The 22983-nt window shown below is 50.5% G+C and carries 22 protein-coding genes; 14 read left to right on the plus strand and 8 right to left on the minus strand.

The genetic code is table 11. The features are described 5' to 3' along the window. Positions 1-36 precede the first annotated feature (36 nt). On the minus strand, positions 37-1584 hold the full coding sequence (locus EZJ49_RS07205; protein WP_262555494.1) for an ArnT family glycosyltransferase: 1548 nt from the start codon (positions 1582-1584) through the stop codon (positions 37-39). A gap of 148 nt (positions 1585-1732) precedes the next feature. Between EZJ49_RS07205 and EZJ49_RS07210 the strand changes: the two genes are divergently transcribed. The 5 genes from EZJ49_RS07210 (at position 1733) to EZJ49_RS07230 (ending at position 6598) form a co-directional block, all read left to right on the plus strand. Beyond that, positions 1733-2770 (plus strand): MBL fold metallo-hydrolase, encoded by a 1038-nt coding sequence (locus EZJ49_RS07210; protein ID WP_262555496.1) that lies wholly within the window; start codon positions 1733-1735, stop codon positions 2768-2770. Positions 2771-2788: 18 nt separating this feature from the next. Beyond that, positions 2789-4210 (plus strand): aspartate ammonia-lyase, encoded by a 1422-nt coding sequence (gene aspA / locus EZJ49_RS07215; protein ID WP_262555499.1) that lies wholly within the window; start codon positions 2789-2791, stop codon positions 4208-4210. A gap of 114 nt (positions 4211-4324) precedes the next feature. Next, positions 4325-5128: a metallophosphoesterase family protein gene (locus EZJ49_RS07220; protein ID WP_262555502.1), complete on the plus strand. Its 804-nt coding sequence runs from the start codon at positions 4325-4327 to the stop codon at positions 5126-5128. Next, a complete protein-coding gene (locus tag EZJ49_RS07225; RefSeq protein WP_262555504.1) occupies positions 5082-5639 on the plus strand; it encodes a hypothetical protein in 558 nt (185 codons plus the stop codon). Before EZJ49_RS07220 ends, EZJ49_RS07225 begins: the two co-directional genes overlap by 47 nt. 38 nt (positions 5640-5677) lie before the next feature. After that, entirely contained in the window at positions 5678-6598 is a 921-nt protein-coding gene (locus EZJ49_RS07230; protein WP_262555506.1) for a LysR family transcriptional regulator, read from the plus strand. Here EZJ49_RS07230 and EZJ49_RS07235 read toward each other — a convergent pair. After that, positions 6595-7632, minus strand: a complete 1038-nt coding sequence (locus EZJ49_RS07235; RefSeq protein WP_262555508.1) for an FUSC family protein — start codon at positions 7630-7632, stop codon at positions 6595-6597. The two genes, EZJ49_RS07230 and EZJ49_RS07235, sit on opposite strands and share 4 nt — an antisense overlap. A gap of 32 nt (positions 7633-7664) precedes the next feature. Here EZJ49_RS07235 and EZJ49_RS07240 point away from each other — a divergent pair, with 32 nt between their 5' ends. Then, positions 7665-8297, plus strand: coding sequence for a DsbA family oxidoreductase (locus tag EZJ49_RS07240; protein WP_262555510.1), 633 nt, complete (start codon positions 7665-7667; stop codon positions 8295-8297). Here EZJ49_RS07240 and EZJ49_RS07245 read toward each other — a convergent pair. The 5 genes from EZJ49_RS07245 to EZJ49_RS07265 form a co-directional block, all read right to left on the minus strand. Further along, positions 8221-9087 carry a substrate-binding periplasmic protein gene (locus EZJ49_RS07245; protein WP_262555513.1) on the minus strand — a complete coding sequence of 289 codons (867 nt, stop codon included), beginning with the start codon at positions 9085-9087 and terminating at the stop codon, positions 8221-8223. The two genes, EZJ49_RS07240 and EZJ49_RS07245, sit on opposite strands and share 77 nt — an antisense overlap. Before the next feature lie 75 nt (positions 9088-9162). Continuing rightward, a complete protein-coding gene (locus EZJ49_RS07250) occupies positions 9163-9648 on the minus strand; it encodes a hypothetical protein (protein ID WP_262555516.1) in 486 nt (161 codons plus the stop codon). Between the two features lie 99 nt (positions 9649-9747). Beyond that, positions 9748-10344: a DUF4360 domain-containing protein gene (locus tag EZJ49_RS07255; protein ID WP_262555519.1), complete on the minus strand. Its 597-nt coding sequence runs from the start codon at positions 10342-10344 to the stop codon at positions 9748-9750. A gap of 59 nt (positions 10345-10403) precedes the next feature. Continuing rightward, positions 10404-11150: a DUF4360 domain-containing protein gene (locus EZJ49_RS07260; protein ID WP_262555521.1), complete on the minus strand. Its 747-nt coding sequence runs from the start codon at positions 11148-11150 to the stop codon at positions 10404-10406. Between the two features lie 71 nt (positions 11151-11221). After that, positions 11222-13855: an ATP-binding protein gene (locus tag EZJ49_RS07265; RefSeq protein WP_262555523.1), complete on the minus strand. Its 2634-nt coding sequence runs from the start codon at positions 13853-13855 to the stop codon at positions 11222-11224. A gap of 117 nt (positions 13856-13972) precedes the next feature. Here EZJ49_RS07265 and gloA point away from each other — a divergent pair, with 117 nt between their 5' ends. The 7 genes from gloA to mdtD all read left to right on the plus strand — a co-directional run bounded on the left by gloA (position 13973) and on the right by mdtD (position 20292). Then, a complete protein-coding gene (gene gloA, locus EZJ49_RS07270) occupies positions 13973-14482 on the plus strand; it encodes a lactoylglutathione lyase (RefSeq protein ID WP_262555526.1) in 510 nt (169 codons plus the stop codon). Continuing rightward, the gene (gene mtgA / locus EZJ49_RS07275; protein WP_262555529.1) at positions 14482-15231 is read left to right on the plus strand and encodes a monofunctional biosynthetic peptidoglycan transglycosylase; all 750 of its coding nucleotides are present in this window, start codon (positions 14482-14484) and stop codon (positions 15229-15231) included. The genes gloA and mtgA overlap by 1 nt, the downstream gene beginning before the upstream one ends. A gap of 42 nt (positions 15232-15273) precedes the next feature. After that, on the plus strand, positions 15274-15930 hold the full coding sequence (locus EZJ49_RS07280; protein WP_262555530.1) for a hypothetical protein: 657 nt from the start codon (positions 15274-15276) through the stop codon (positions 15928-15930). Positions 15931-16014: 84 nt separating this feature from the next. Next, entirely contained in the window at positions 16015-17163 is a 1149-nt protein-coding gene (locus tag EZJ49_RS07285; protein ID WP_262555533.1) for a CapA family protein, read from the plus strand. 34 nt (positions 17164-17197) lie between these two features. Beyond that, positions 17198-17692 (plus strand): Cys-tRNA(Pro) deacylase, encoded by a 495-nt coding sequence (gene ybaK, locus EZJ49_RS07290; protein ID WP_262555535.1) that lies wholly within the window; start codon positions 17198-17200, stop codon positions 17690-17692. A gap of 84 nt (positions 17693-17776) precedes the next feature. Next, positions 17777-18820 carry an NAD(P)-dependent alcohol dehydrogenase gene (locus tag EZJ49_RS07295; protein ID WP_262555536.1) on the plus strand — a complete coding sequence of 348 codons (1044 nt, stop codon included), beginning with the start codon at positions 17777-17779 and terminating at the stop codon, positions 18818-18820. Between the two features lie 32 nt (positions 18821-18852). Continuing rightward, a complete protein-coding gene (gene mdtD, locus EZJ49_RS07300; protein WP_262555537.1) occupies positions 18853-20292 on the plus strand; it encodes a multidrug transporter subunit MdtD in 1440 nt (479 codons plus the stop codon). 17 nt (positions 20293-20309) lie between these two features. Here mdtD and EZJ49_RS07305 read toward each other — a convergent pair whose 3' ends face one another. Then, positions 20310-21083: a protein-glutamine glutaminase family protein gene (locus EZJ49_RS07305; protein ID WP_262555539.1), complete on the minus strand. Its 774-nt coding sequence runs from the start codon at positions 21081-21083 to the stop codon at positions 20310-20312. Between the two features lie 146 nt (positions 21084-21229). Here EZJ49_RS07305 and EZJ49_RS07310 point away from each other — a divergent pair, with 146 nt between their 5' ends. Next, entirely contained in the window at positions 21230-22945 is a 1716-nt protein-coding gene (locus tag EZJ49_RS07310) for an ATP-binding protein (protein WP_262555541.1), read from the plus strand. Positions 22946-22983 lie beyond the last annotated feature (38 nt).

Consider the following 22983-nt stretch of genomic DNA (forward strand, 5'->3'; position numbering starts at 1 on the left):
TTGGAGTGCCCCGCGTTGCAAATAGGTACGGCGTACCTATTTGGTGATGCCCTGGAAGTTCTTGCAGAAATAGATGAAGAACGTTCGGGCGTGAATGCCGTGACGGAAGGTTTTTAGTTCTTCCTTTTCACAGGAATCCCACTTCGCCCATTCAATCGGATTGGCCGGATATTTTTCTGAACTTACAAAGATCGCGTTTTGACCTTTCAGGTTGTTCATTTCCTCCGGCGATTGCATCACCGTATAGTTACTGACAGTGGAACTTAGCATGTACACTTTCTGCTTTGTGCCCCAAGTGACTTGCGCTGTATTTTCATAGCGGTGAGCCGCGATGAACGGTTTGCTGCCGCTTTCGGCGTGGATTTCGCGCTGACGACGGTTCACGTATTTACCCAGTTCTTCCCAGCCGGTGAATTCATTGCTGAAATCATAAGTGGTTTTCCATTCGCCGTTTGGATTGAACAGATGGAAGGCTTTGGGAATCCACGGGTACGCAAACGGCGTGTAGCTGATCAAGCCCAGCACGATAAAGAATCCGGCGATACCCCAAGTGAAGACCTTGCTGCGCGCTTTCACGATCTGGCGGCGACCCCAGAAAAGACCCTGGGACCAGATGGCCCCGGCACCCATCAGCAACAAGGTGTAGGCAGCACCACTCCAGTGAGGCTTGTAGTCAGCAAACAACGGCTGGGGGTAGAAGATTGCAATCGAAGGCAGGGTCAGGCATAGCAGGAATCTCCAGCGGGCTTCCTGACGTTTTAAGAAGGACGTGATGAAGGCCAAAACAATCAGCACATACAGGAACGGAGTTGCAAACAGCAACTGCGCGCTGAAAAACACAAACCAGCGATTCAGGTTGAAGGATTCGCCCGTGTGGCGATCATGGAATTGGTATTTAAAGCCCGGCCATTCGTGGATATGATTCCACAGGAAGATCGGTGTCGCCAGCGCGGTCGCAATCAGGAAGCCCACCCACGGCCACGGTGTCAGGAAGTCCTTGCGACGTGACGGCGTTGCCAAAAGATAAATCCCAAAACCCGGTGCCAGTAAAGCAATGATGAATTTGGAATTTAATCCCAGTCCCATCAGAACACCCAGCCACAGCCAGGTTTTTTTCACGCTCCAGGCTTTGTTGTCTTCACGAACCCCTTGCCAGAAGACGTAAGAAGCCGCCACCCAGCATAACATGAACGGAGGCTCCGGGGAGGCCACATAGCCGCCAAAGCCCCAGAACGGGGACCACAGCAAAATAACACCGACAAAGATCGCCGCCCATTCGTCAAACAGATCGCGGGTGAGTTTATAAAGCAAAACCACTGTTCCAACAAAACACAGGAACCCCGGCAGGCGGACACCTAAATAGGTGTCACCAAAAAGACTGGTGGTGATGGCCTCCAACCATGCAATCATGCCCGGATGATCGAAGTAGGAAAGCTGCAACCATTTGGCCCAGGACCAGTGATAGGCCTCGTCATCAATCAGACCGATATGCAGTGAGAAAAAAGCTCGGAAAAAGAGCGTCAAAATAAACAGGATGACTACTTTTTGAGAGAGATTTTGCTGCTTCCAGAATTCACGAATCACGGCAGGTCCTCACGGTCGAAATCAGGTTGTTGTGTCAAAGCTCTGTCGTAATATCTTGGGGCGTTGCTGGCAACACATCCCCGCATGACAAACGGTGTAAATTGAAGCTTTCTTGCCTCCCAAGGCGCTCGGTGAGACTCTGCGGGGCATGAAATTGTCCATGGTTCTTTTTACTGGTTTATTCGTGCTGATGGGGTGTCAGAGCTTCCGCTATTATGACCCGCAAAAGCCGCATCGTGGGCAAACGCAGTTTTATAATAACTATGACAATTCCCCCAAAGCCAGCTTCTGGAAGTGGCAGTGGGAGCGCTGGACAGGTTCCAAACCGTCAGAGCCGCCTTTTGAGCCCGAAGTCATCCCGACAGATCTGGGCTATCTTCTGCAAAATCACCACGACACGACACTGACGTGGGTGGGACATTCCACGGCCCTCTTGCAGATCGATGGTTTAAATATCCTGATTGATCCGGTTTTTTCTGAGCGAGTTTCTCCGGTCAGCTTTATGGGGCCGAAGCGTCTGGTAAAGCTTCCGTTTGCCATTAAGGATCTGCCGAAGATTGATGCGGTGGTGATTTCTCACAGTCACTACGATCATCTGGATGTGCCTTCTTTGCGCGAACTGGGGCAAAAAGACAGCGGGACCCTTTTTCTGGTTCCGTTGGGCGATGCCGAACTTTTGCAGTCAGAAGGAATCCGTCATGTTCAGGAACTGGACTGGTGGGACGAAGTCAAAATCAAAAATGTGTCGTTGATGTTCACCCCGGCGCAGCACTGGACTCAGCGTTGGCTGTTCCAGCGCAATCAAAGCCTGTGGGGCGGCTGGTCCATCAAGACCGAAGGATTCCATTTTGTCTATACTGGGGACACGGGATATTCCAGGGACTTTGCGGATATTCACACCCGTCGTGGTGATGTGGATCTGGCGATGATTCCGATTGGGGCCTATGAGCCTCGCTGGTTTATGGGACAGCAGCATGTGGACCCCGAAGGCGCTGTGAAGATTCATCAGGATTTACATTCAAAGCAATCCATCGGTGTGCATTGGGGCACTTTCCGTTTAAGCGACGAGCCCATGGCGGCCCCGCCAGTTGAACTGGCCGAGGCCCGGAAAAAAGCCGGTCTTGAAGACCACGCCATTCACGTCATGAAACATGGCGAGATTCTTAAAGTGGAAATTAAAAAATAGTTTTTGTTGGAGAGTTGTATGGACAAGTTCCGTGTAGAAAAAGATTTATTGGGTGAAAAGCAGGTTCCTGCCGAAGCTTACTATGGCATTCACACTGTGCGTGCGATCGAAAACTTTAAAATTTCCGGTCAGGCGGTGGGCGCCAATCAAAGCTTCGTGCGTGGTTTGGCTCTGGTTAAAAAAGCCTGTGCTCTTGCCAATGGTGAACTGGGGACCATTCCGTCTGATGTTTCCAAATCACTGGTGGAGGCCTGTGATGAGGTTTTGCATGATCCGAAAAAATGGGGTCAGCAGTTTCCTTCGGATATTTATCAGGGCGGTGCGGGGACTTCCATCAACATGAACGCCAACGAGGTCATCGCGAACATCGCGTTGGAAAAGCGTGGCGTGGCCAAGGGAACTTATTCTGTCATTAATCCGAACGATCATGTGAACAAGTGCCAGTCCACCAATGATGCCTATCCAACGGCGTTCCGTGTGGCATTGTTTGAACACATGAACAGCACATTGCAGGCCTTGGATTCATTGGCGGCGGCCTTTGAAAAGAAAGGGCAGGAATTCCAGCGCGTTTTGAAAATGGGCCGCACACAATTGCAGGATGCGGTGCCAATGTCCCTGGGGCAGGAATTCAATGCCTTTGCGACGCTTCTGAAAGAAGACAGTCGTCTGACCCGCACTGTGCAGAAGTTCATGCTGGAAGTGAATCTTGGTGCGACCGCCATCGGCACCGGGATTAACACTCCGCCGGGATATGCAGAGCTGGCAGTGAAGAAACTGGCCGAGGTGACTGGACATCCTTATGTGAAGTCTGAGGACTATATCGAGGCAACCAGTGATTGTGGCGCTTATATTATTATTTCCGGAGCTTTAAAAAGAACTGCGGTGAAGCTGTCTAAAATCTGCAATGACCTGCGTTTGCTCAGCTCTGGTCCGCGTGCTGGTTTGAAAGAAATCAATCTGCCAGAAATGCAGGCGGGATCTTCCATTATGCCAGCCAAGGTTAATCCGGTGATTCCTGAGGTTGTCAATCAGGTCAGTTTCAAAATCATGGGTAATGATTTGGCCATCACTCTGGCGGCAGAAGCCGGGCAGTTGCAGTTGAACGTGATGGAACCTGTGATCGCCTCCAGTTTGTTCGAGTCTTTGGATCTTTTGAAAAATGCCTGCGAAACTTTGGAGCACAAATGTGTTCACGGTATCACGGCCAATGTTGAGCGCTGCCGCGAGTATGTGATGAACAGCATTGGTATCGTCACATACCTTGATCCCATCATAGGACATGATGAAGGTGATCGTATCGGCAAGATCTGCGCACAAACAGGTCGCAGTGTTGCGGAAGTGGCGCTTGAACGGGGCGTGGTCACACAAGAGCAGCTGGACGAGATTTTCTCTTTGGAAAATCTTTTGAACCCGAAGTATGTAGGTAAGATCCAGAAGTAAATTTTAGTGTATCGTTCCATATTCGGAACGATCCTTTCCGATTTCACCGTCTAATCAATTCCACCGAGTGGGAGTAGTCTGGCACCTGAAAGCAGGTTGAAGATGAAACCCCTTGTGATACTACTCATCTTGGTGAAATTTGCAGTGCTCCTTGCAGGATGCGCAGAATTCAAAAACTCACCTTTCACGGATGAACTTCAGACAAACACTCGCAATTGGAATGCTCGGAATGTTGCAAAGATTCAGGCTTTGAATCTTAATGACACATTCAGAATCGCCACTATTTCCGATACTCACTCCAATTACAATGATCTTCGTGCGGTGATCCGGGAAATCAATTCCCGCAGTGATATCGACTTTGTGATCCATCTGGGAGACTTTACAGATCGTGGTTACAATTTTGAATACGATATCTTTGTCGATATTATGAAGGGCCTGAACAAACCCTCGGTGGTGGTGATTGGCAATCACGACAGCATTGGCAAGGGACCGCAGTTGTATCGCCGGGTGTTCGGAAATCCTGACTTCACCTTTGACTTCAACGGTACAAAAATCATTATTGCCAATAACAACCGTCTGGACTTTATCAGTTCATGGTCTGCTGACTGGATGTTTAATGAGGTCGCTCACAGTCAGGGTTTTGACCGGGTGATTGTGGCTCATCATGTGGACCCGGATTCCACCAATTACTTCACGACGGCTCAGGTGATGCAGTTTGATAAGCTGTATTCAGACAGCAAGGTGAATCTGGTTCTGAATGGACATCAGCACACATTTCTTATGCGCGCGATGACGGACTATCTGTCACTGCAAGTGCCGCGCATCCAGGATCGTCAATATAACATTTTGGATTTTAAGGAAGGAGAACTTCATGTTTGGTACTGCCAAAAAGGACATTGTCGGACTGTGGCTCCTTAGTCTTCTGGTTTTGAGCCCCCTGTCGGCGCAGGCGGTTGAATGGCAGATGTCTTTGCAGCACGCGGGTTTCATGGGCGAAGCTTCGGTGGCCGCAGGTTTTGAAAATCAGAACCGCTGGTTCGGATTGGATTTGGGAGTGGGATTTAGTTCGGACAGCGATGGAAAGTCCGTGCGGCAGCTCAATCTAAAAGCCCGCCTTCAGCCATTTATCCGGGGTGTTGGAAAGTACGGGGAAGTGATTCTTCCTTACGTTGGTGTGCAGGCGATGTACACGGACGACACAGCCTTCTTTGTTAAAAGCGGCAGTGAGTTTCCGGAAGAGGAATATTACGATTTCACCGCCATTCGTTTTGGCATTCCGCTGGGGATGGCGTGGAGAAATAGAACCTGGTCTGTTTACGCCGAGTATGTGCTGCTGGATACGGATCTGATTGCCCAGTACAACACGGAAGCGGCATTGAAATATCAGGATATCACTTCGGCCTCCATAGGTTTACGTTATTACTTTTGAACCTGTTTGCTCTTGCGCTTTTTTTGCGGAGGTTCATTATGGGCGCCATGAATCTTCATCATCTTGATATTAATGAAGTGTACTATTTTATTCGCATTATGCAGGCGGGAAGTATTTCCGCCGCCTCGCGATCACTGAATGTGCCCAAGTCCAAACTCAGTCGCAAACTTAGCAGTCTGGAAAAAAAGATGGCTGTGAATCTGGTGAAAAGAAAAACACGCCAGTTAGAGCTTACCGCTGAAGGCCAAAAACTTTTTGATCGGACGGAATCGCATTTTGATTTCATTGTCACTGAACTGGATAATCTGGTTTCACCGTATTCAATGCTGAGTGGGGAGTTCCGTATTGCCGCCCCTGTGGCGATGGCATCGGACAGTTTTGTCGCCATGATCGGGGAATTCCGTCGGCGCAATCCGGCTTTGCGTGTGCATCTGGATTTGCTGCCCAAGGGACCGAATCTGGTACAGGAGGACTACGACGTGGCCTTTGCTGGAGGCACCGACATGCCACCGCAAGTGGTGGCGTTAAAGCTGATGGAAATTGATATTCAGCTTTACGCCAGTGCTCGGTTCGCACAGGAAAGAGGTCTGCCGCAGGATCTGGATGAACTGCCGCGCTTTTCCTGCGTGTCCATGCACGAGGTTTCAGAACTGATTCCGCTGACATCTTATGTCAGCGGGGAAATGTGCAAGGTGCCGATTCAGCCGGTGATGTTATCAAACCAGCCACAGGTTGTGCGTGGAGCTGTATTGCAGGGACATGGGATTGGCTTTTTGCCAGAGATGTTCTTTAAAAAAGAACTCGAATCCGGACAGGTGCTGCGGGTTTTGCCGGAGTGGCATTACCCCGGCGTGGCTCTTTATCTGACCTATCTAAAACAAAAAGTGCGTAATCCCAAAGTGAAAGCTTTTGTGAATTTCATCAAAGCTGAATTTAAAAACTATGAGGAAATCTGTTAGTGCGGACGCCGTCGCCAAAGTTCCTGCGGATTCACCAGTACAATGGCCACCAGCGAAAGCAGACAGCCGATTCCGGTGGCCGTCAGGCGCACCATCGGCGTATGCAGATCACCTCGTTGCAGGTTGGGCATATCCAGAATGATCAAAAGCATCACCACCAGAACTGCTGATCCCAGCCAGTAACTGCGCACAATGGACCACGGGCCCCAGAAGCTGATCAGTCCCAGAAGGACAATCGCAACCCATGGGGAATGCACGCTGTAAATAATAATATCAGCGATCAAAACCCCCAGCAAAGTTCCCAGAAATCGCTGAATGCTGCGATAGATACTTTGCTTAAGTTCCGGTCGCATGATGATCAACACCGTGCCCACCGCCCAGTAGCCGTGATCAATTTTGAAATAATCGACGATGAGCAAACTTAACACGATGGCACTGGCGTATCCCGTCGCATACAGGTGATGGGATTTTTCAGTTGTCAGGGCCTGTTTGAATGAAGCCCGCAGGCGCGCAAAAGGATTGGGCTTGTGTCGTCGTAAAAACACCAGCGAAGTCAAACACAGAACCACACACAGATAGCCCAGCAAGGCATAGGACAGCACCGGCACCATGTGGCGGTCCAGTCCCTGGATGTAAGCTCCGGCTAGGATCTGAAAGACTGAAAAAAGCAGGGCACGTTCCAGCTCGGCTCCTTTGCCTCCGCCCATCAAACCCAGACAATACACCATAGCAAACAGCAGTGGCATCAGAAGCCAGCGTTCACCATGAGTCAGCATTCCCAGTGTCAGTCCACCCAACATCATCATGCAGGTCAGGGTGATCGTCCACAGACGGTGTCCCAGTGTTCCCATGTGATCATTTAGAACCAGCAAAAAACCCATTAACGAACCGAAAATCGCGGCCCCCATTTGATGGGTCAGCAACCCGATAATCAGAGGAATGGTCGTCGAAAGGGCGCAGACAAACATGCGCGGCCACGGCGATGGGACGGGGTTGATTTTGAGAAGTTCATCGATATGATGGCGTAAGCTCATAATGTCCATTATACTACTTGGCAGGAGCCAATATGAAAAAGAAAATTGAACTGGAAGTTGTTGTCGATATCGTCTGCCCTTGGTGTTATGTCGGAAAAACAACACTCTTAAAGGCCATGGATTCCTTAAAAGATCAGATTGAATTTGATGTGAGAATCCTTCCTTTTCAATTGGACCCGGATGTCCCGGCGGAAGGTGTGCCTCGTTCTGAATATCTGACAAAGAAATTCGGGGGCGGGGAGCGCTTTGCGGAGGCAGAACTTCGCGTGATTCAGGCCGCAAAAAATGCCGGTGCTGAAATGCACTTTGAAAAGATTCAGATGCAAATCAACACAATGGACTGTCATCGTCTGATCTGGCTGGCCGGGAAAGACGGTAAGCAACTGGCAGCCACCAACGAACTTTACAAGGCCTACTACGAAGAGGGCTTGGACCTTTCCAGGAAAGCCAATCTGGCCAGTGTGATGGCGCGCCTTGGGTATGAAGCTCCGGTGATCCAGACTTTCCTGGACAGTGATCAGGGCATTCGTGAAGTGGAAACCCTGATCGGGGAAGTTTACAGCTTTGGTATTTCCGGTGTTCCGTTCTTTATTTTAAATCGGGAGGTCGGAATATCAGGAGCTCAGCCACTTGAGGTCTTTTTACAGGCATTTCAAGAAGTTTAAGTCCCACCTGAACCGGAGGCGTCAGCAGCAGAAGTTCTTTTGGCGCCTTCAGATGCGAAAACCATTTTCGATACAGACCTTCAAATTCACCCGTGCGTTTGATTTCAGCCAGAGCTGTTTGCCAGTTGCTGATCACGCGTGGCTCTGTGCCTCGTGAAAATGCAAAATACAGAGAGCTTGATTTCAGTGAAGCCACTTTGACATAATCTTCAGTCTGATATCCCGTGCGGCGGAATAATTCGGCCACAGCCAGATCATCATCACATAACACTTCCACGCGTCCGCTCATCAACATGCGCACAGCATTTTCTGGAGAATTCACGGGCACGATGTGCTGAAAGCCCTGTTGTTTTAGCAAAGCATGAAAGGCCGTGCCCCGGTGAGTGCCCACGGACAGGCGTTGCTTGATGTCCTCCAGACGGAAGGTATTTTTACCGGCGACATGCGCCTGCATGTACAGCGAAATTTCACCGTCGGCGATCGGGCCGATTAGGGTGAAGTTTTTTTCCCTTTCCGGGGTGCGCACAACCGTGAACAGCAGAACGTTGGGTTGTGTCAGGGCGGTGTTATAAGCGCGCGGCCAAGGCAGTACTTCAATTTCATCTTTCATGGAAAGATTTTTCTGAATCAGGCGGGTCAGTTCGACCGCCATACCTTGGGCCGTGCCGGAATTTTCAAAGGTCATAGGAGGCCAGTGCTCTGTCACGATTCTTAAGGTGGTTTCGTGAGAGAAGCCCGGCTGCGAGAGAAGCAGCAAACAGGAGAAAAGAAGATATTTTAGCTGCGACATACCCCGATTTTAACACAAACTTAACCTGTGATCAGGCATACGAGGGCAGGGCTGTAGAATATCAAATTTTTTCGCTTAATTGCGCTTTTTACGGGCTTGGTGGCGGTGCTCTTCCTGCCAGTTACGTCTTTCAACCTGCCCCTGATCTCTAGAAACATTCACTTCTGGAAGCAATTGCAAGTGTCCCTTTAATTGGGAGTGCAGCGGCAGCAGTTCTGTTCCGGACATCAAAAGCTGACGGAATTGTTTTCCGAATTCAGACTGATGAGGTGGTTCTTCAAACAGCAGGCGTTCAATTTCAGCGCGGGCGACACCGGCATGTTGATCGGTGATGAATTCAAGTTCTGTCAAAGTGTCGATATCGGCCATCAGGGAAGTGAACTCGCGCAACCAAACATAGCGTTCAGCGCCCATCAAAGCCTGGAACCATTCTGTCGGAGTTGTTTCATAACCATTTTCGCGATCGAACTCTTGTTTAAGAGCCGTCAGAGTTTCTTTTTGCAGGCCCCACAGGGCATGGCGAACTCGCAGAGTGTTGGCGTGATGATGTGAATGAGTCATGGGGTTGGGCTCCTGTTGGGCTTAAAAGACCGATGCTAGCTCATTTTTGGAGTCTTGACATCTACTTTTAAGGACAGGAGCCCTTGGGGTTTTTAGAACTTAGCGGCAGCGTCTCCACTGAAGGTGATAGATCAGGCCAGAGCTGATATCGGCACTATCCACAGTCGCCAGTGTTTGCTCGCCACGGCCATTGGATCGGGCCATCATGGATGTATTGACGCGAAGGTTTACGTCCGCTCCGCACGGCGTCCAGACCATAGTGCTGGCAATAAGACCGTCAGAGATTGTGTAGCTGTCGTTCACCGGGCCCATGAAAGTGCGGCTGATGCGAGGTCCGCGTGCACCGGCCCAGAAATATTCAGCATCAAAGCGTGACATGCCTCCACGTGGCACAAAATTAAATCCGCGATAGTCCACCTGGAACACCGCTACGCTGTAACCGCTTGGCACGGACACGGGCACAGAGATATTGCAGGATTTACGATCCATCGAACGACCGTTTCCGGCTTCGGCAACATAGTTATCAAACAGGATACTTAATGCTGAGGCGTCCGGGCTGACGGTGACACTGGCGCTTCCGGCGGGACAACCGGTGCCACCGTAGGCTGGTTGACCCAGACGTATTTGCTGTGCCTGAGCAGAAATGCTCGCTGCGGACATAAGACCGACGATCGCAAGTAATAGTGTACCTTTCATAATTCCCCCTTGGATTATGTGTGTTTTTGTTCTTTCAAAAGTTTGGTTTTAAATTTTATTTACGGAAAACGCGGCGGTCTGCCCGGTGCGGGATTTGGGCGGCCTTGTCCGGGCTCTCGTCTTGGTGGTGTCACAGATCCGCCGCCGGATGGACGGCACTGCTTCCACGCTAGTTGATAGCGTTGTGATTGCACCTGACCGTCAATGCTGTCGAGTGTGATTTGCGCGGTCAGCAAAGATGACAGATTCAGATTTCGCGCCATTAAATAAGTGGTGATGTAAAGAGACTGAATGGAATTGGCATTGCACGCCGCCCATGGAGCGACACGCGGATCCACCTGATGACGAATGTAATAAGTGTCGTTGTAAGGTCCGCGGAATTCCTGGGCACGGAAGTTATAAGTGCCGCCATTTTCATAGCCCGGACGTTCATTGCGGGGTTTGCTTCCGTCAAATGAATACAGTGCCTGATGTGTTACCTGCGTTCCGACTTCGGCATAGGCAAATCCGCGATAGTCCGCAGAGGTCACCGCAAAAGTCCATCCCGCCGGAACCTGGAAGTTCACACGCAGTTCGCAGTTCAAGCGAACAATCGGTCGTTGCATGGAGGATTCGGCAATAAAATTATCAAGAAGTAAAGAGAAGGTTTGTGCGTCCGGAGAAATGGTGGCGTTGTAGCTGCCAACCGGGCAGCCAGACCCCACGGCTTGAATACTGTGAATACGAATGCCCGGTGGAGTTTGTGCCATTGCCGGTGCTGAAGCTAAAAGAGCAAGACCTAATAAAGATGAAATTCCCCGCCACATATTTGTTTCCCCCCAGAAACTGGTGACAACCGTCACCTGGGAAACAGATATAGCAAGGGTCGGGCCATCGTTTATGGTGGCATGTTGGCTCTGAGTTCAGCAATGTTGCGCAGCAAGTCGGCTTTGCGCAGAGGTTTCACCAGATGCAAATTGCAACCAACCTCCAGACTGCGATCCATTTCGTTTTTCAGTGCATAAGCTGTCAGTGCCCAGATTGTTGCCGGCGTTTTATGATTCTCTTTTTCCCACTGACGGATTTTTTGTGTGGCCGTGAAGCCATCCATCACCGGCATCTGCATATCCATCATGATCAGATCATAATGTTTTTGCTGCACCATCTGCAAAGCCTGCTGACCATTGCCGGCTTCCTCAATTTGATGAGGTGAGTTTTTCAGGTAAGCCTTGATCAGCAGACGGTTGTCTTCAGTGTCATCGACGATAAGCACGGACAGTCCGCGGCCCTCGACTGTGGCATCAGCGCGTCGTGCGGGGGCAGGGTGCTCTTTTTCCGTGCTTTGAGTTGCTTCAATATCCTGCAACCACGGCAGATCCAGGGTGAAGGAAAACACACTGCCCCGGTGCAGTTCACTTTCGATGGTGATTTCACCGTTCATCATGTGAACCAGCCGCTTTGAAATGGAAAGCCCCAGTCCCGTGCCACCAAATTTTCGGGTGATCGTGGAATCAGCCTGAGTAAAAGGCTGAAACAGATGCGGGATTTTTTCCTGAGGAATGCCAATGCCCGTGTCCTTGACCTGAAACAGAAGATTGCCACGCAGATTCGTCCGGGTGTTGCGGGACACGTGAACCTCGATGCGTCCCTGCATGGTGAACTTTAAAGAGTTCCCGATCAGATTGGCCAGAATCTGGCGGATGCGCGTGGGGTCGCCCTGATAGATGTGACGTGTGTCCTGGCTGAGGACAATCGACAGCTCCAGATTTTTTTCCCGGGCCTTCAGGGCGAACATTTCACAGACATCCTGAACGACTTCGTGCAGATTCACGTGGGTTTTTTCCAGTGTGATCAGTCCGGATTCGATTTTTGAAATATCCAAAATGTCGTTGATGATGTTTAAAAGATTTTGCCCGGCCTTTTTTGAAATCTCGACATAGTGGGCCTGATCCTCGTTCAGCGGGGATTCTTCCAGCATGTCGGACATTCCGATAATAACATTTAAAGGCGTGCGAATCTCGTGGCTCATATTGGCCAGAAACTCGGACTTGGTTTCAGAGGCTTTCTTCAGCTGCAAATTCAAATCAATCAGATGCTGGGTTTTTTCATCGACAATTTCCTCCACCGTGATAATGCGATTGGCGATGGTTTGCAGCAAAGCGCACAGCAGGAACACAAACACCAGCGAGGCCAGCAAAAACAGGTTGGAATTGGAGGTCGGGGAAACAGGCTGTGTGGGATCCTGTTCGATGGTGATTTCCCACATGCGATCGCCCAGTTCAATGTGACTGCTCCAGCGGAAGTCCTTCATAAACGGATTGTCGTCAAAAGGGGCCCGGTCGGACTGCAAAACAATGCGCGCCGGAAGGGAGGTTACATCCCGTATGCTCACCCGGTAGCTGGAATCGTTCAGCACCTCGGTCAGATCCTTCAGCAGGCTGTCCAGGCGCAGGACTTCCAGCAGAACCCCTTTGGGATGTCCCAGTGCCAGGAATAAAAAGACACCTGAATCCGCCTCGGTGATTTTCATCGGATCGGAGGTGATGATGCGTTTGGTGCTTAAGGCTTTTTTCAAAAGTTCCTGATGCACAGGGTGGGTGTTGAAATTCAGATTTTGGATCTGGGTGTTATTGGCCTGCGGTTCGATGAAGGCGATTTCAAAATAATCAGGCTGCTTGGCGTGCAGGGGCAGCCAGGCCAGAGCCTGTACTTCAGGGTGGCGGGAATGCAGGGTGCCGGCAAAGTTTTTAAACTCCTGAGCCGTCACTTCCGCAGAGCTTTCATAGAAGCTTTGCAAAGAACTTAGCATGTCCAGATTGGATTTAAGATCCTTTTCCAGAACGTTATAAGTGAACTCGGATTTTTTGGTGAATTCCGCCAGCCACTTGCTTTGTTCGGCCCTGTTCAGATAGTGAGAAACCGCAAGAATCAAAGCAAAGGAAATCCCCACTGGCAGCAGAACTTTAGTGACTGATTTCAGCCAGTACTTGCGCGACTGGGTGGAAAGCATCAGGGCCAGAGGAGCAAAGATCAGTCCGCCAGCGGCATCCCCGACAAACCAATGCAGCCAGTTCAGAAAGAAACTTTTGGGAACAACCAGGCCGGAAAGATAAAGAGTGCTGACACCTAAAGTGGCGCTGATCAGGGCGGCAAGGGGGCCGGTCACCAGCAGAAACAGCAGAACTTCGCGTTCCAGATAAAAACGTTTTGGAAACTGCAACCAGCGGCCAGCCAGCCAGGCTCCGGTGACAATTCCCAGAGTGCTTCCCCCCGCAACGCCCAAAGGAGTCAGCAGGTCTGCCAACACCCCTAGGTTACGAATATTAATCAGAAACGCGCCCAGAAAAACGCCGGGCCAGCGATTGATTCCAAAAAGCAACAGAGCTGCGATGCTTAAACCCAATGGCGCCCAAATAAGGGAGGCGTATCCCGGAGGCAGCGCTAAAAGCAGGCCCACTTTGCCGGTAATATAGTACAGAAAGGCAATCAGAAGAGTCTGAACAAACCATGAACGCAGAAGGGATCTAAACATAATGCAAGTTTATCGGGCTTCAGGCGGGGAAACAATACATCTCTCGACGGAAGGACAAATGCGTTTTTGTACTGTAGTCAAAATTGTGCTATCAATAGACCTCGTTAGGAGATCCGTATGCAGACTATTCCCGGCCTTTGTCAGACCCCTGATAAAGAAACTCAAGCTTATACATTCAACCACACCATGTTAAGGATCAAAGACCCCAACGCCTCTTTGGATTTCTATACCCGTGTTTTGGGGATGAAGTTGATTCGTAAGCTGGACTTTGCAGAATGGAAGTTTTCTTTGTTCTTCCTGGCCTATGTTCCGGAAGGAACTCAGGTTCCAGCCGACAACGAAGCCAACGCCAAATATGCGTTTGGACGTGAAGCGGTTTTGGAACTGACTCACAACTGGGGCACGGAAGAGGCTGAAACAACTCCGTATCACAACGGCAACACCGAGCCTCGCGGTTTCGGTCATATCTGTATTTCTGTACCGAACATTCAGGAAGCCTGCGCGCGTTTTGAATCTTTGGGTGTGAACTTCCAAAAACGTCTGGGCGAAGGTGGCATGAAAAATATCGCCTTCATCAAGGACCCGGATCAATACTGGATTGAAGTGGTTCAGCCGGGTCTTCTTTAATGCGCAGATGGGGGCCGTTTCTTAGAAAGTGGGTACTGAAAGCCGTGCTGCTCTTTTTTGTGAGCAGTCTGGGCTTTGTATTGCTGTATCGCTTTGTCCCGGTTCCGGTTACTCCGTTGATGGTCATTCGTTCCGTCAGTTCCCTGTGGGGGGATGAGTGGGTCGGCATCCATAAAGACTGGGTGCCGCTGGAGGAAATTTCCCCTTCTGTTCAAAGGGCGGTTTTAAAAGCGGAGGACTATCGTTTCTTTGAACACAGTGGCTTTGACTTTGATGCCATTGAAAAAGCCATCAAGTACAACAAGACCCATAAAAAGAAAAAGGGTGCGAGCACCATTTCCCAGCAGACGGCCAAGAATGTGTTTCTGTGGCCACAGCGGGACTGGATTCGCAAAGGTCTTGAGGCTTACTTCACCGTGCTGATTGAAACCACCTGGCCGAAAGAGCGCATCATGGAAGTCTATCTGAATGTGATAGAGCTGGGGCCGGGCGTTTATGGAGTGGAGGCGGCCTCGCAAAGATACTTCAAGCGCAGTGCCAAAAACCTGAATTCCTATCAGGCCTCTTTGATTGCAGCGGTTTTACCCAACCCCCGTCGTTTCCGCATCGATCGTCCGTCAAACTATGTTGTTGGTCGTCAGCGCCGGATTCTGAATCGTGTGGCACCTGCCATTCCAAAAACAGCTGAAGCTTCGCTACTGGATTTCCTGGATCTGAAGTTTGATTCAGACGACGAGGAAACTCCGTAAAATTGGTTTGCCCAAGCCATGGCACAGTTCTAAAATTTCCCCATGAGTTCACAAAAGAAAAAAGCCAAAATGATTGCTGCCATCAACCAGCGCGGATGCCTGTTGGTGTATCCTTTGGAAAACCGCAAGGAACCGGCCAGCCTTTGGAGTGAGCTTTATCCCCGCACGAAGATGCGCTGGGAGTGGGATCAGGAAGGTGACAACCGCGTGGCTGAAATGTGGGTGCTGCGCGAGGAACTGTCGCGCAGTGAAGAGGTCATTTACGCCAAGTGGTTCCGTAATCGGGCGACATTCTTTTCCAAAGAGGTCTTTGTGAACCTCTTGGCCTGGTTGGGCAGTTCACAAGGACGGGTCACTTTGCCTCGCAGCAGTCAGGAGGCGCTGGACAGTTTCCTGCTGGATTCCCCGCAAAGCACCAAAATTATCAAAGAAAATCTGGGCTGGCAGGGAAAGATGATGGAAAGTCACTACAACCGCGCTTTGAAACCACTGTGGAATTATCTGTTTCTGGTGGGCTATGGTGAAGTGCAGGATTCCAGCTTTCCATCCCTGAATATGGCCGCCACTCAAAATTTATTTGAAGACCTGTGGCGGGAATCGCAGGAACTAGAGGCTGCTTCAGCCGAAGCATTCCTGCTTAAAAAACTGGGTCCGGATAATTTATTTTTTAAATATGCTCAGAAGCTGGTTAAAATCTAAGGGGCTACCAGCAATCTCATGTTTTTCTTCAGTGTGCAGAGCACTTTTTTGCCTCTGCTGCCAAAACCCTCACAATAAGGGCTTATGAAAAGACAAAACATACTTTTGGGATTTCTGGCGTGGGGATTTTTGATGGCTTCAGGCGCACATGCCGCAGGAAATGACATTCGTTTCCAGGCGGAATGTGAATCCGGGCAGGACCGGATCAGTCTGTCTTTTGTGGGGGATATTCTGGTGCACGAGGCTCTTTATCGGGCCGTGGTAAAAGGGACTCAAAACTTCAGTCAGATTTGGAGGCGCACGGACAGTCTGATGACCAAGGCCCATTTTTCGGTGGGCAATTTGGAAGGCCCAGCGGCTTTGGGAGTGGATCGCCGGGGGCGTGATCATGGAGATGTCGGATTTATCTATGATGAGGTGGTGTACTCCGGATCTAACTTTTCCTTCAACTATCATCCGCGCATTCTGACGGATCTGCAAAGATCAGGATATGATCTGCTGACTCTGGCGAACAATCATTCTTTGGATCGGGCTTCTTTGGGGATTGATAAGACCATTGATGCGGCCCGGGTGATTGGCCTTCCCGTTGTGGGGATTCGCAAGGCTTCCGAACGAAATGCCCCGTTTTATGACGTCATCTCTGTCAGTGGTTTGCGTGTGGCTTTCCTGGGCTGTACAGAAATGAGCAACGGCCACAGCGATAACAAAGACCAGCTTTTGTTCTGTTACAAGGATCCCGGTAAGATGGTGGAGCTGATTCGTGAAATCACCTCGCGCCCGGATGTGGATGCTTTGATTTTGTTGCCGCATTGGGGACAGGAATACAAACATGCTCCCGATGCCCGGCAGAAAAGCTACGCCCGCAAATATCTGGAGGCCGGCGCCACTGCGATCATTGGATCACATCCCCATGTTTTGCAGCCCTGGGAAAAATATGTCACCAAGGACGGGCGTGAGACTTTGATCGCTTATTCTTTGGGGAACTTTGTTGCCGGACAGGCGGGGGTGCCCCGCAAAACGGGAGTCGTGGTTTATGTGGGGCTGGTAAAAGAAAATGGCCGGGCTAAAATTTTCGGTGCGGCCTATACGCCGACCTACCGCGAAGGCACGGAAATCTGGCCTGTCACTAAAAACAAAGAGGCTTTGGAACATGCAGCATCTCTGTTTGGCAGTGAACGACGTTTGCCGCCGGAGGGACCGCTGATGAACTTTCTATGTCAGAAGAAAATGTGATGATCGACAGGGGCTTGGGGTGTAGTGTTTTGTTATGAGCGACAAAGACAAGTTCCCCACCACTCTGGCCATTCGTGAGTTGCTAAAACATCAAGTCAGCTATGAAGGACATCTTTTTCCCTATGAGGAAAAAGGCGGGACTTCCCATTCTTCGAAAGAACTTGGTGTTTCCGAGCATCAGGTGATTAAGACCCTGATCATGGAAAATGAAAACAAAGAACCATTGGTGATTTTGATGCACGGGGATTTACAGGTGTCCACCAAACAACTGGCGCGTGAACTGGGGGTTAAAACCATTTCCCCCTGCAAACCGGAGGTGGCCGATCGTCACTCGGGTTATCAGGTCGGTGGCACTTCGCCCTTCGGGACGAAAAAGAAAATGCCTGTTTACATGGAAAAAACCATTCTTGATCTGGAACTGATCTACATCAACGGTGGCAAAAGAGGCTTCCTGGTTTCTTTGAAGCCGCAGGAAGTGGTTCGTCTGTTGGCCCCGACACTGGTGCATGTCGGTGTTAAAAATTCCTGACGGATTGTATCCCGACACTCGATCTTGAGAGTGTCGGCGGGGATCTTTAAACTCTTCTCTGAGACTCTTTTAGAGGAGGAAACCATGAAAGCCGTCCGTTTCGTCGGAGTGGGAAAACCTGCGCAAGTTGTGGAGCTGCCCAAACCGGAACCCAAAGCCGGAGAAGTGCTGGTGAAAATCGGCGGGGCGGGTGTCTGTCACTCGGATCTGCATGTTCTGCATGATGGTATCGGCATTGATCATTCGTTTACTCTGGGACATGAAAATGCAGGCTGGGTGGCCGGTGTCGGAGCCGGTGTGCGCAACTGGAAAGATGGCGATGCCGTGGCGATCTACGGGCCGTGGGGCTGCGGTTATTGTCACGCCTGCATGCAGTCTTTTGAAAACTATTGCGAAAATTGGAAGCCGGGACAGGCTTATGGCGGCGGTCTGGGGGCTGATGGAGGAATGGCGGAATATATGCTGATCCCGTCAGAACGTCTGCTGGTGCCGTTGGGGAAATTAAAACCGCAGGATGCCGCACCTTTAAGTGATGCGGCGTTGACCCCTTATCACGCAATCAAGCGGGCGTTGCCGCTGCTGACTCCGGATGCGACAGCGGTGGTGCTGGGGGTTGGTGGCCTGGGACATATGGCTGTGCAATTGATCAAGTGCCTTTCCGGGGCACGCATCGTGGCCGGGGATGTGGATGACAGCAAGCTTGAAATGGCAAAAAAAATGGGAGCTGATCTGGTGGTAAACACCAAAAATGAGGATGCCGCGGAAAAGATTCTGAAATTCACCGGATCGCGCAAGGCTGCATTGGTTTTGGATTGTGTGGGCGTACAGCCCACGGTCAATCTGGGCAGTCGCATTGTGGGTATGAACAGTCACTTCACGATTGTCGGGCTGGGTGGAGGAAAACTCACAATGGACGGGGGCGCGGCTGTTCCGTTTGGTTGTATGGTGAGTACTCCTTACTGGGGATCGCGCGCGGAATTATTGGAAGTTCTGGCTTTAGCGGAAGCGGGACGTATTCACGCGGAAGTGACGCATTTTAAATTGGATGAAACACCCGAGGTATATAATAAGCTCCACGAAGGAAAAATACGCGGGCGCGCAGTGATTGTTCCAGAGGCGAATCTTTAGTAAGATCCCGGTATCAACATATCGAGATTTTTATGACCTCTGCTGTTTCTCCGAAATCAGAAGAAAGATCTCAGAGCCTCTTGCTATGGCTGGTTGCCATAGGCTTTTTTATGGAGACCCTGGATTCCACCATCGTGAACACCGCTTTGCCGGGTATGGCAAAAAGTTTGGGTGAAAGCCCGTTGTACATGCAGTCGGTGGTGATCGCCTATTCACTGACCATTGCTTTGCTGATTCCGGCATCGGGTTGGATCACGGATCGCTTTGGTATCAAGAAGGTTTATCTGTCAGCGATTCTGGTGTTTACGGTTGGTTCCCTGTGCTGTGCTTTGTCGCAGACTTTAAATCAGCTGGTGATATCGCGAGTGTTGCAAGGGGCCGGTGGTGCGATGCTGTTGCCGGTGGGAAGGCTTGCAGTGTTGCGGGCCTTTCCGTCAGACAGGTTTTTGCAGGCCATCAGTTTTGTGACGATACCGGGATTGATCGGACCCTTGATTGGACCGACGGTTGGCGGCTGGCTGGTGGAATTTGCCTCGTGGCACTGGATTTTCCTGATCAACATTCCTGTGGGACTGGTGGGGTGCTGGGCCACCTATCGTTTGATGCCGGATGTGCGGGCATCGCATGTGTCGCGCTTTGATTTGTCGGGTTATCTGTTTTTAGCTTTCAGTATGGTGGCCATTTCTTTTGCGATGGAAGGCATGGCGGAATTGGGACTGCCTCGCAGTGCTGTGATGATTTTGCTGGTGTTTGGACTGGCCAGTCTGGCGGCCTATTGGTTCCATGCTGCGCGCACACCAGAGCCTTTGTTTTCTTTGAATCTGTTTAAGATCGGAACTTACAACATCGGTTTGTTGGGAAATCTGTTCGCCCGTATCGGCAGCAGCAGTATGCCGTTTCTGCTGCCGCTGCTTTTGCAAGTGGGACTGGGGTATTCACCGTCTTATGCCGGGATGATGATGATTCCGATGGCCGTGGCAGGTATTATGGCCAAACGTTTTGCGACGCCGTTGATTCTGAAAACAGGTTATCGCAACATGCTGGTCGGTAACACACTGCTGGTGGGACTGGCGATGGCAAGCTTTGCGCTGGTGTCTGAAGGGGAGCCCATGTGGCTGCGTATCGCGCAGTTGTTCTTCTTTGGCTGGGTGAATTCGATGCAGTTTACGGCTATGAACACTTTGACCCTGAAAGATTTGGGGGCCGGGTATGCCAGCAGTGGAAACAGTCTGTATTCAATGATGCAAATGCTGGCGATGAGCTTGGCTGTGGCCGCTGCCGGAGCCATCTTAAATGCCTTTTCGGATCAGTTCGGAGGCGCCGCCAGCACGGGGGGAGCCTTGCAGACTTTCCGGGCGACCTTTATTTGTATGGGGCTAGTGACGTGCAGTTCAGCGGCAATTTTCTGGCAGATCCCGGCGCAGGATCGTCGCAAAGAGCCTTTGCCGCAAAGTGAACCAACGATGCACTAGGACATTGGAGCAGTTTCTTAGTACCCGCCTTCGTCAAACATCATCATGCGTTCTTCATTGCGTTGCAGTTCAAACCAGTATTGATCTTCACCTTCGACGTTTTTGCTGCGGGCTTTATGTTCGCGCAAAGTTTCTTTGATTGAATTGTTGAAGTCATTGTCTTTAAAGTTTGTGCGGATGCGCCCGCGGTCATCAAACTGTGCCGCCGGAGTGAACTTGATCTGCACTTTCATTTTGGGGTTGTGCCGGGTCATGGAGGCCTGCCACTCGCTGACAGGAACGGCTTTTTTTTCCAATGAAGGATCTAACACATAGGGAATCAGTTCGTTGTTCTTTTTAACCAGAATCGCCGGAGCCACATGGTACTTCCATTCCACAGTGCTGCCGGTCTTCGTCGGGTTGGGGCGACGCAGGCGAGGAGACTCGTTCTCATCCACTGATGCGAACACTTTGATGGGAGTGATCCCTTTTAGCAGCATCAGACGTGACATTTCGTGTGCACGCTCTTCGCAGCCCGCAATGGAAAACTCGAAGGGGATTTCTCCATTGGCTTTCAGTTCGTTGAACAGCTTCTGTGCATCCTTTTCACTCATGACAGAGGCGCGGTCGTCGTTAAGCTTGGTATTCACTGAAAACGCCTGGGTCAATTTGGCCGAATCACATTTCACAGTCTGCTGAGAATTCAGGTGGCGCAATGTGGAATCCAGACCGGTCACGAACGATGAAAGATCATCAGCAGCCTGAACACTGAAAAAACTAAACAAGATGGTGATGAAAAATGCCTTGGCCATGTTCTGTCTATCGGCGTTTTTGCTCGTTTACATGATTGTTTCGAGCAAAACATCGAGGTGAATCCTCAAGGAGAACTCAAGCAAAATGACATCCGTCACCTAACATAATCTATTGCACTCTTCATGAGGCGAGTTAGAATTTTCTCATGACGTTGGTCCTGATCTATTTGTCCACAGCTTTGAGTTTCATTATCTGCACGGTCTATGCAACTCGCTCTTGGTCCTATCGTCGTTCCTATACGCATGGTCTGATTTTTTTGATTGAATCGACGTATGCTCTTTGGGCATTTTCTCTGATCAGTGTTTTTGCGATGGAGGACATGCAGTTTAAGATTTTCATGACTCACGCTCGTCAGCTTCTTTTGCCTTTGATCTGTCCGGCTTGGACGCTGTTGACGGCGGCGCTGTTCTTCCCGCAGTTGTCAGATAAATTGCGTCGCCACCTGCGCTGGGTTTTTCTTTTTCCGGCGATTGTGATTAGTGGAAACATTCTGTCGATGCTGGGATTTTCTTTTGCGGAAAAATGGATTTTCTATGATTTTTATCTCCTCCCGGGATTGAGTGGACTGGTTGGCTTCACGCGCGGAGCTTTGTTAAAATCCTCCTTTGGCTACAACACTATTTGTGTGGTGGCGGCTTTCGGGATTTCCTTTTATGCCTACGCGACACTGCGGGGGAGGCGTCGATTCTACGTGCTGGTGATGATGCTGGCGGGGATTTGGCCGACTTTTGTGGAAGCCTGGGCACGTATGGCGCACACAGGGAATATCCCGTGGGCTCAGTTGACGGTTCTGGGGCTGTGGCCTGCGGTGTGGGGCATGCACTATGCCGCCAGTCGCGTGGATCTTTTGGAAATCGTTTCTTTGGCCCAGCAAAAGGTCTTTGAACATCTGCCCAGTCCGGTGATTATTTTGAACACGCGCGGGGAATTCTGGGACGCCAATCTGGCGGCCAAGCACTCTTTGCATCTGCAGGAAAACTGGCGCGGGCGAACAGCAGCGGACATCCCGCTGCTGGCTGAGATCACCAACACCGTCGGAAAATATCAGGTTGCCGATCGCAGCTATCAGGTGATTCGTCACACGTTGGATTTTCATGGTGGTGAAAGTCAGGCGAAGATTTTTGTTTTAAATGATGTCAGCGAGCTGGAGGAAAGCAACCGCACCCTGCGTGACTTGAACGGTGCAATCCTGCAAATGACCCGCTTCAATAAAAAAGTGCAGACGGTTCTGGCCCATGATTTAAGTGGAGCCCTGTCCGGAGTGCAGATTCTTTTGGGCGGCGTGATTCAGCAGTTGCAACGAAGCGGGGACTCTGAGTCTTTGTCATCCCTGCATCGTGCCAGTGAGGCCAATAAGTCCTCACTGGCTCTGTTGCAGAACTTGCTGACCTGGAGCTATGAAGAGGAAAACATTCACAAGGTGGAGTTCAAAGAGCGCGTGCGGACGGCCGTAAGTCAGCTGTCACCCCAGGTGCTGCAAAAAAATATCACCATGAACCTCAAACTGCCTGATCAGGATATTATTTTGACCGGATCAGGAAAAGTGGTCGAAGCGATTGTGCGAAATATTCTGTCCAATGCAGTGAAGTTTAGTCCGGTCGGAGGCCAGATTGATATTCATGGCCAACTGGTGGGGGCTCATATTGAACTGGTCATTCAGGATCAGGGGCCGGGCATTTCAGAAGAGCTGGCTTTGCAACTGTCTGACCCGACGGCGCCGATTGTGGCTCACGGGGAGGGGTTTGGTCTTGGCTTGCGATTTACGACCGATTTTGTAGCCCAAATGGGTGGTATGATTCAACTGAAGGCAAGTGAGCCTCAAGGCACTCGCGTTTCGGTCAAGTTTCCTTTATTTGTTTGACCCTAAACGCGCAGAACGAAATAGTTAAAGCTGGAGAT

Source organism: Bdellovibrio bacteriovorus (assembly GCF_025558485.1).
Classification (GTDB): domain Bacteria; phylum Bdellovibrionota; class Bdellovibrionia; order Bdellovibrionales; family Bdellovibrionaceae; genus Bdellovibrio; species Bdellovibrio bacteriovorus_G.

Coding starts and splice junctions, on each gene's coding strand:
- EZJ49_RS07240 (WP_262555510.1), top strand. CDS start 7,665: ATGAAAAAGAAAATTGAACTGGAAGTTGTTGTCGATATCGTCTGCCCT.
- mdtD (WP_262555537.1), top strand. CDS start 18,853: ATGACCTCTGCTGTTTCTCCGAAATCAGAAGAAAGATCTCAGAGCCTC.
- EZJ49_RS07260 (WP_262555521.1), bottom strand. CDS start 11,150: ATGTGGCGGGGAATTTCATCTTTATTAGGTCTTGCTCTTTTAGCTTCA.
- EZJ49_RS07265 (WP_262555523.1), bottom strand. CDS start 13,855: ATGTTTAGATCCCTTCTGCGTTCATGGTTTGTTCAGACTCTTCTGATT.
- EZJ49_RS07245 (WP_262555513.1), bottom strand. CDS start 9,087: ATGTCGCAGCTAAAATATCTTCTTTTCTCCTGTTTGCTGCTTCTCTCG.
- EZJ49_RS07310 (WP_262555541.1), top strand. CDS start 21,230: ATGACGTTGGTCCTGATCTATTTGTCCACAGCTTTGAGTTTCATTATC.
- EZJ49_RS07305 (WP_262555539.1), bottom strand. CDS start 21,083: ATGGCCAAGGCATTTTTCATCACCATCTTGTTTAGTTTTTTCAGTGTT.
- gloA (WP_262555526.1), top strand. CDS start 13,973: ATGCAGACTATTCCCGGCCTTTGTCAGACCCCTGATAAAGAAACTCAA.
- EZJ49_RS07225 (WP_262555504.1), top strand. CDS start 5,082: ATGTTTGGTACTGCCAAAAAGGACATTGTCGGACTGTGGCTCCTTAGT.
- EZJ49_RS07285 (WP_262555533.1), top strand. CDS start 16,015: ATGAAAAGACAAAACATACTTTTGGGATTTCTGGCGTGGGGATTTTTG.
- EZJ49_RS07255 (WP_262555519.1), bottom strand. CDS start 10,344: ATGAAAGGTACACTATTACTTGCGATCGTCGGTCTTATGTCCGCAGCG.
- aspA (WP_262555499.1), top strand. CDS start 2,789: ATGGACAAGTTCCGTGTAGAAAAAGATTTATTGGGTGAAAAGCAGGTT.
- EZJ49_RS07230 (WP_262555506.1), top strand. CDS start 5,678: ATGGGCGCCATGAATCTTCATCATCTTGATATTAATGAAGTGTACTAT.
- mtgA (WP_262555529.1), top strand. CDS start 14,482: ATGCGCAGATGGGGGCCGTTTCTTAGAAAGTGGGTACTGAAAGCCGTG.
- EZJ49_RS07295 (WP_262555536.1), top strand. CDS start 17,777: ATGAAAGCCGTCCGTTTCGTCGGAGTGGGAAAACCTGCGCAAGTTGTG.
- EZJ49_RS07280 (WP_262555530.1), top strand. CDS start 15,274: ATGAGTTCACAAAAGAAAAAAGCCAAAATGATTGCTGCCATCAACCAG.
- ybaK (WP_262555535.1), top strand. CDS start 17,198: ATGAGCGACAAAGACAAGTTCCCCACCACTCTGGCCATTCGTGAGTTG.
- EZJ49_RS07235 (WP_262555508.1), bottom strand. CDS start 7,632: ATGAGCTTACGCCATCATATCGATGAACTTCTCAAAATCAACCCCGTC.
- EZJ49_RS07210 (WP_262555496.1), top strand. CDS start 1,733: ATGAAATTGTCCATGGTTCTTTTTACTGGTTTATTCGTGCTGATGGGG.
- EZJ49_RS07250 (WP_262555516.1), bottom strand. CDS start 9,648: ATGACTCATTCACATCATCACGCCAACACTCTGCGAGTTCGCCATGCC.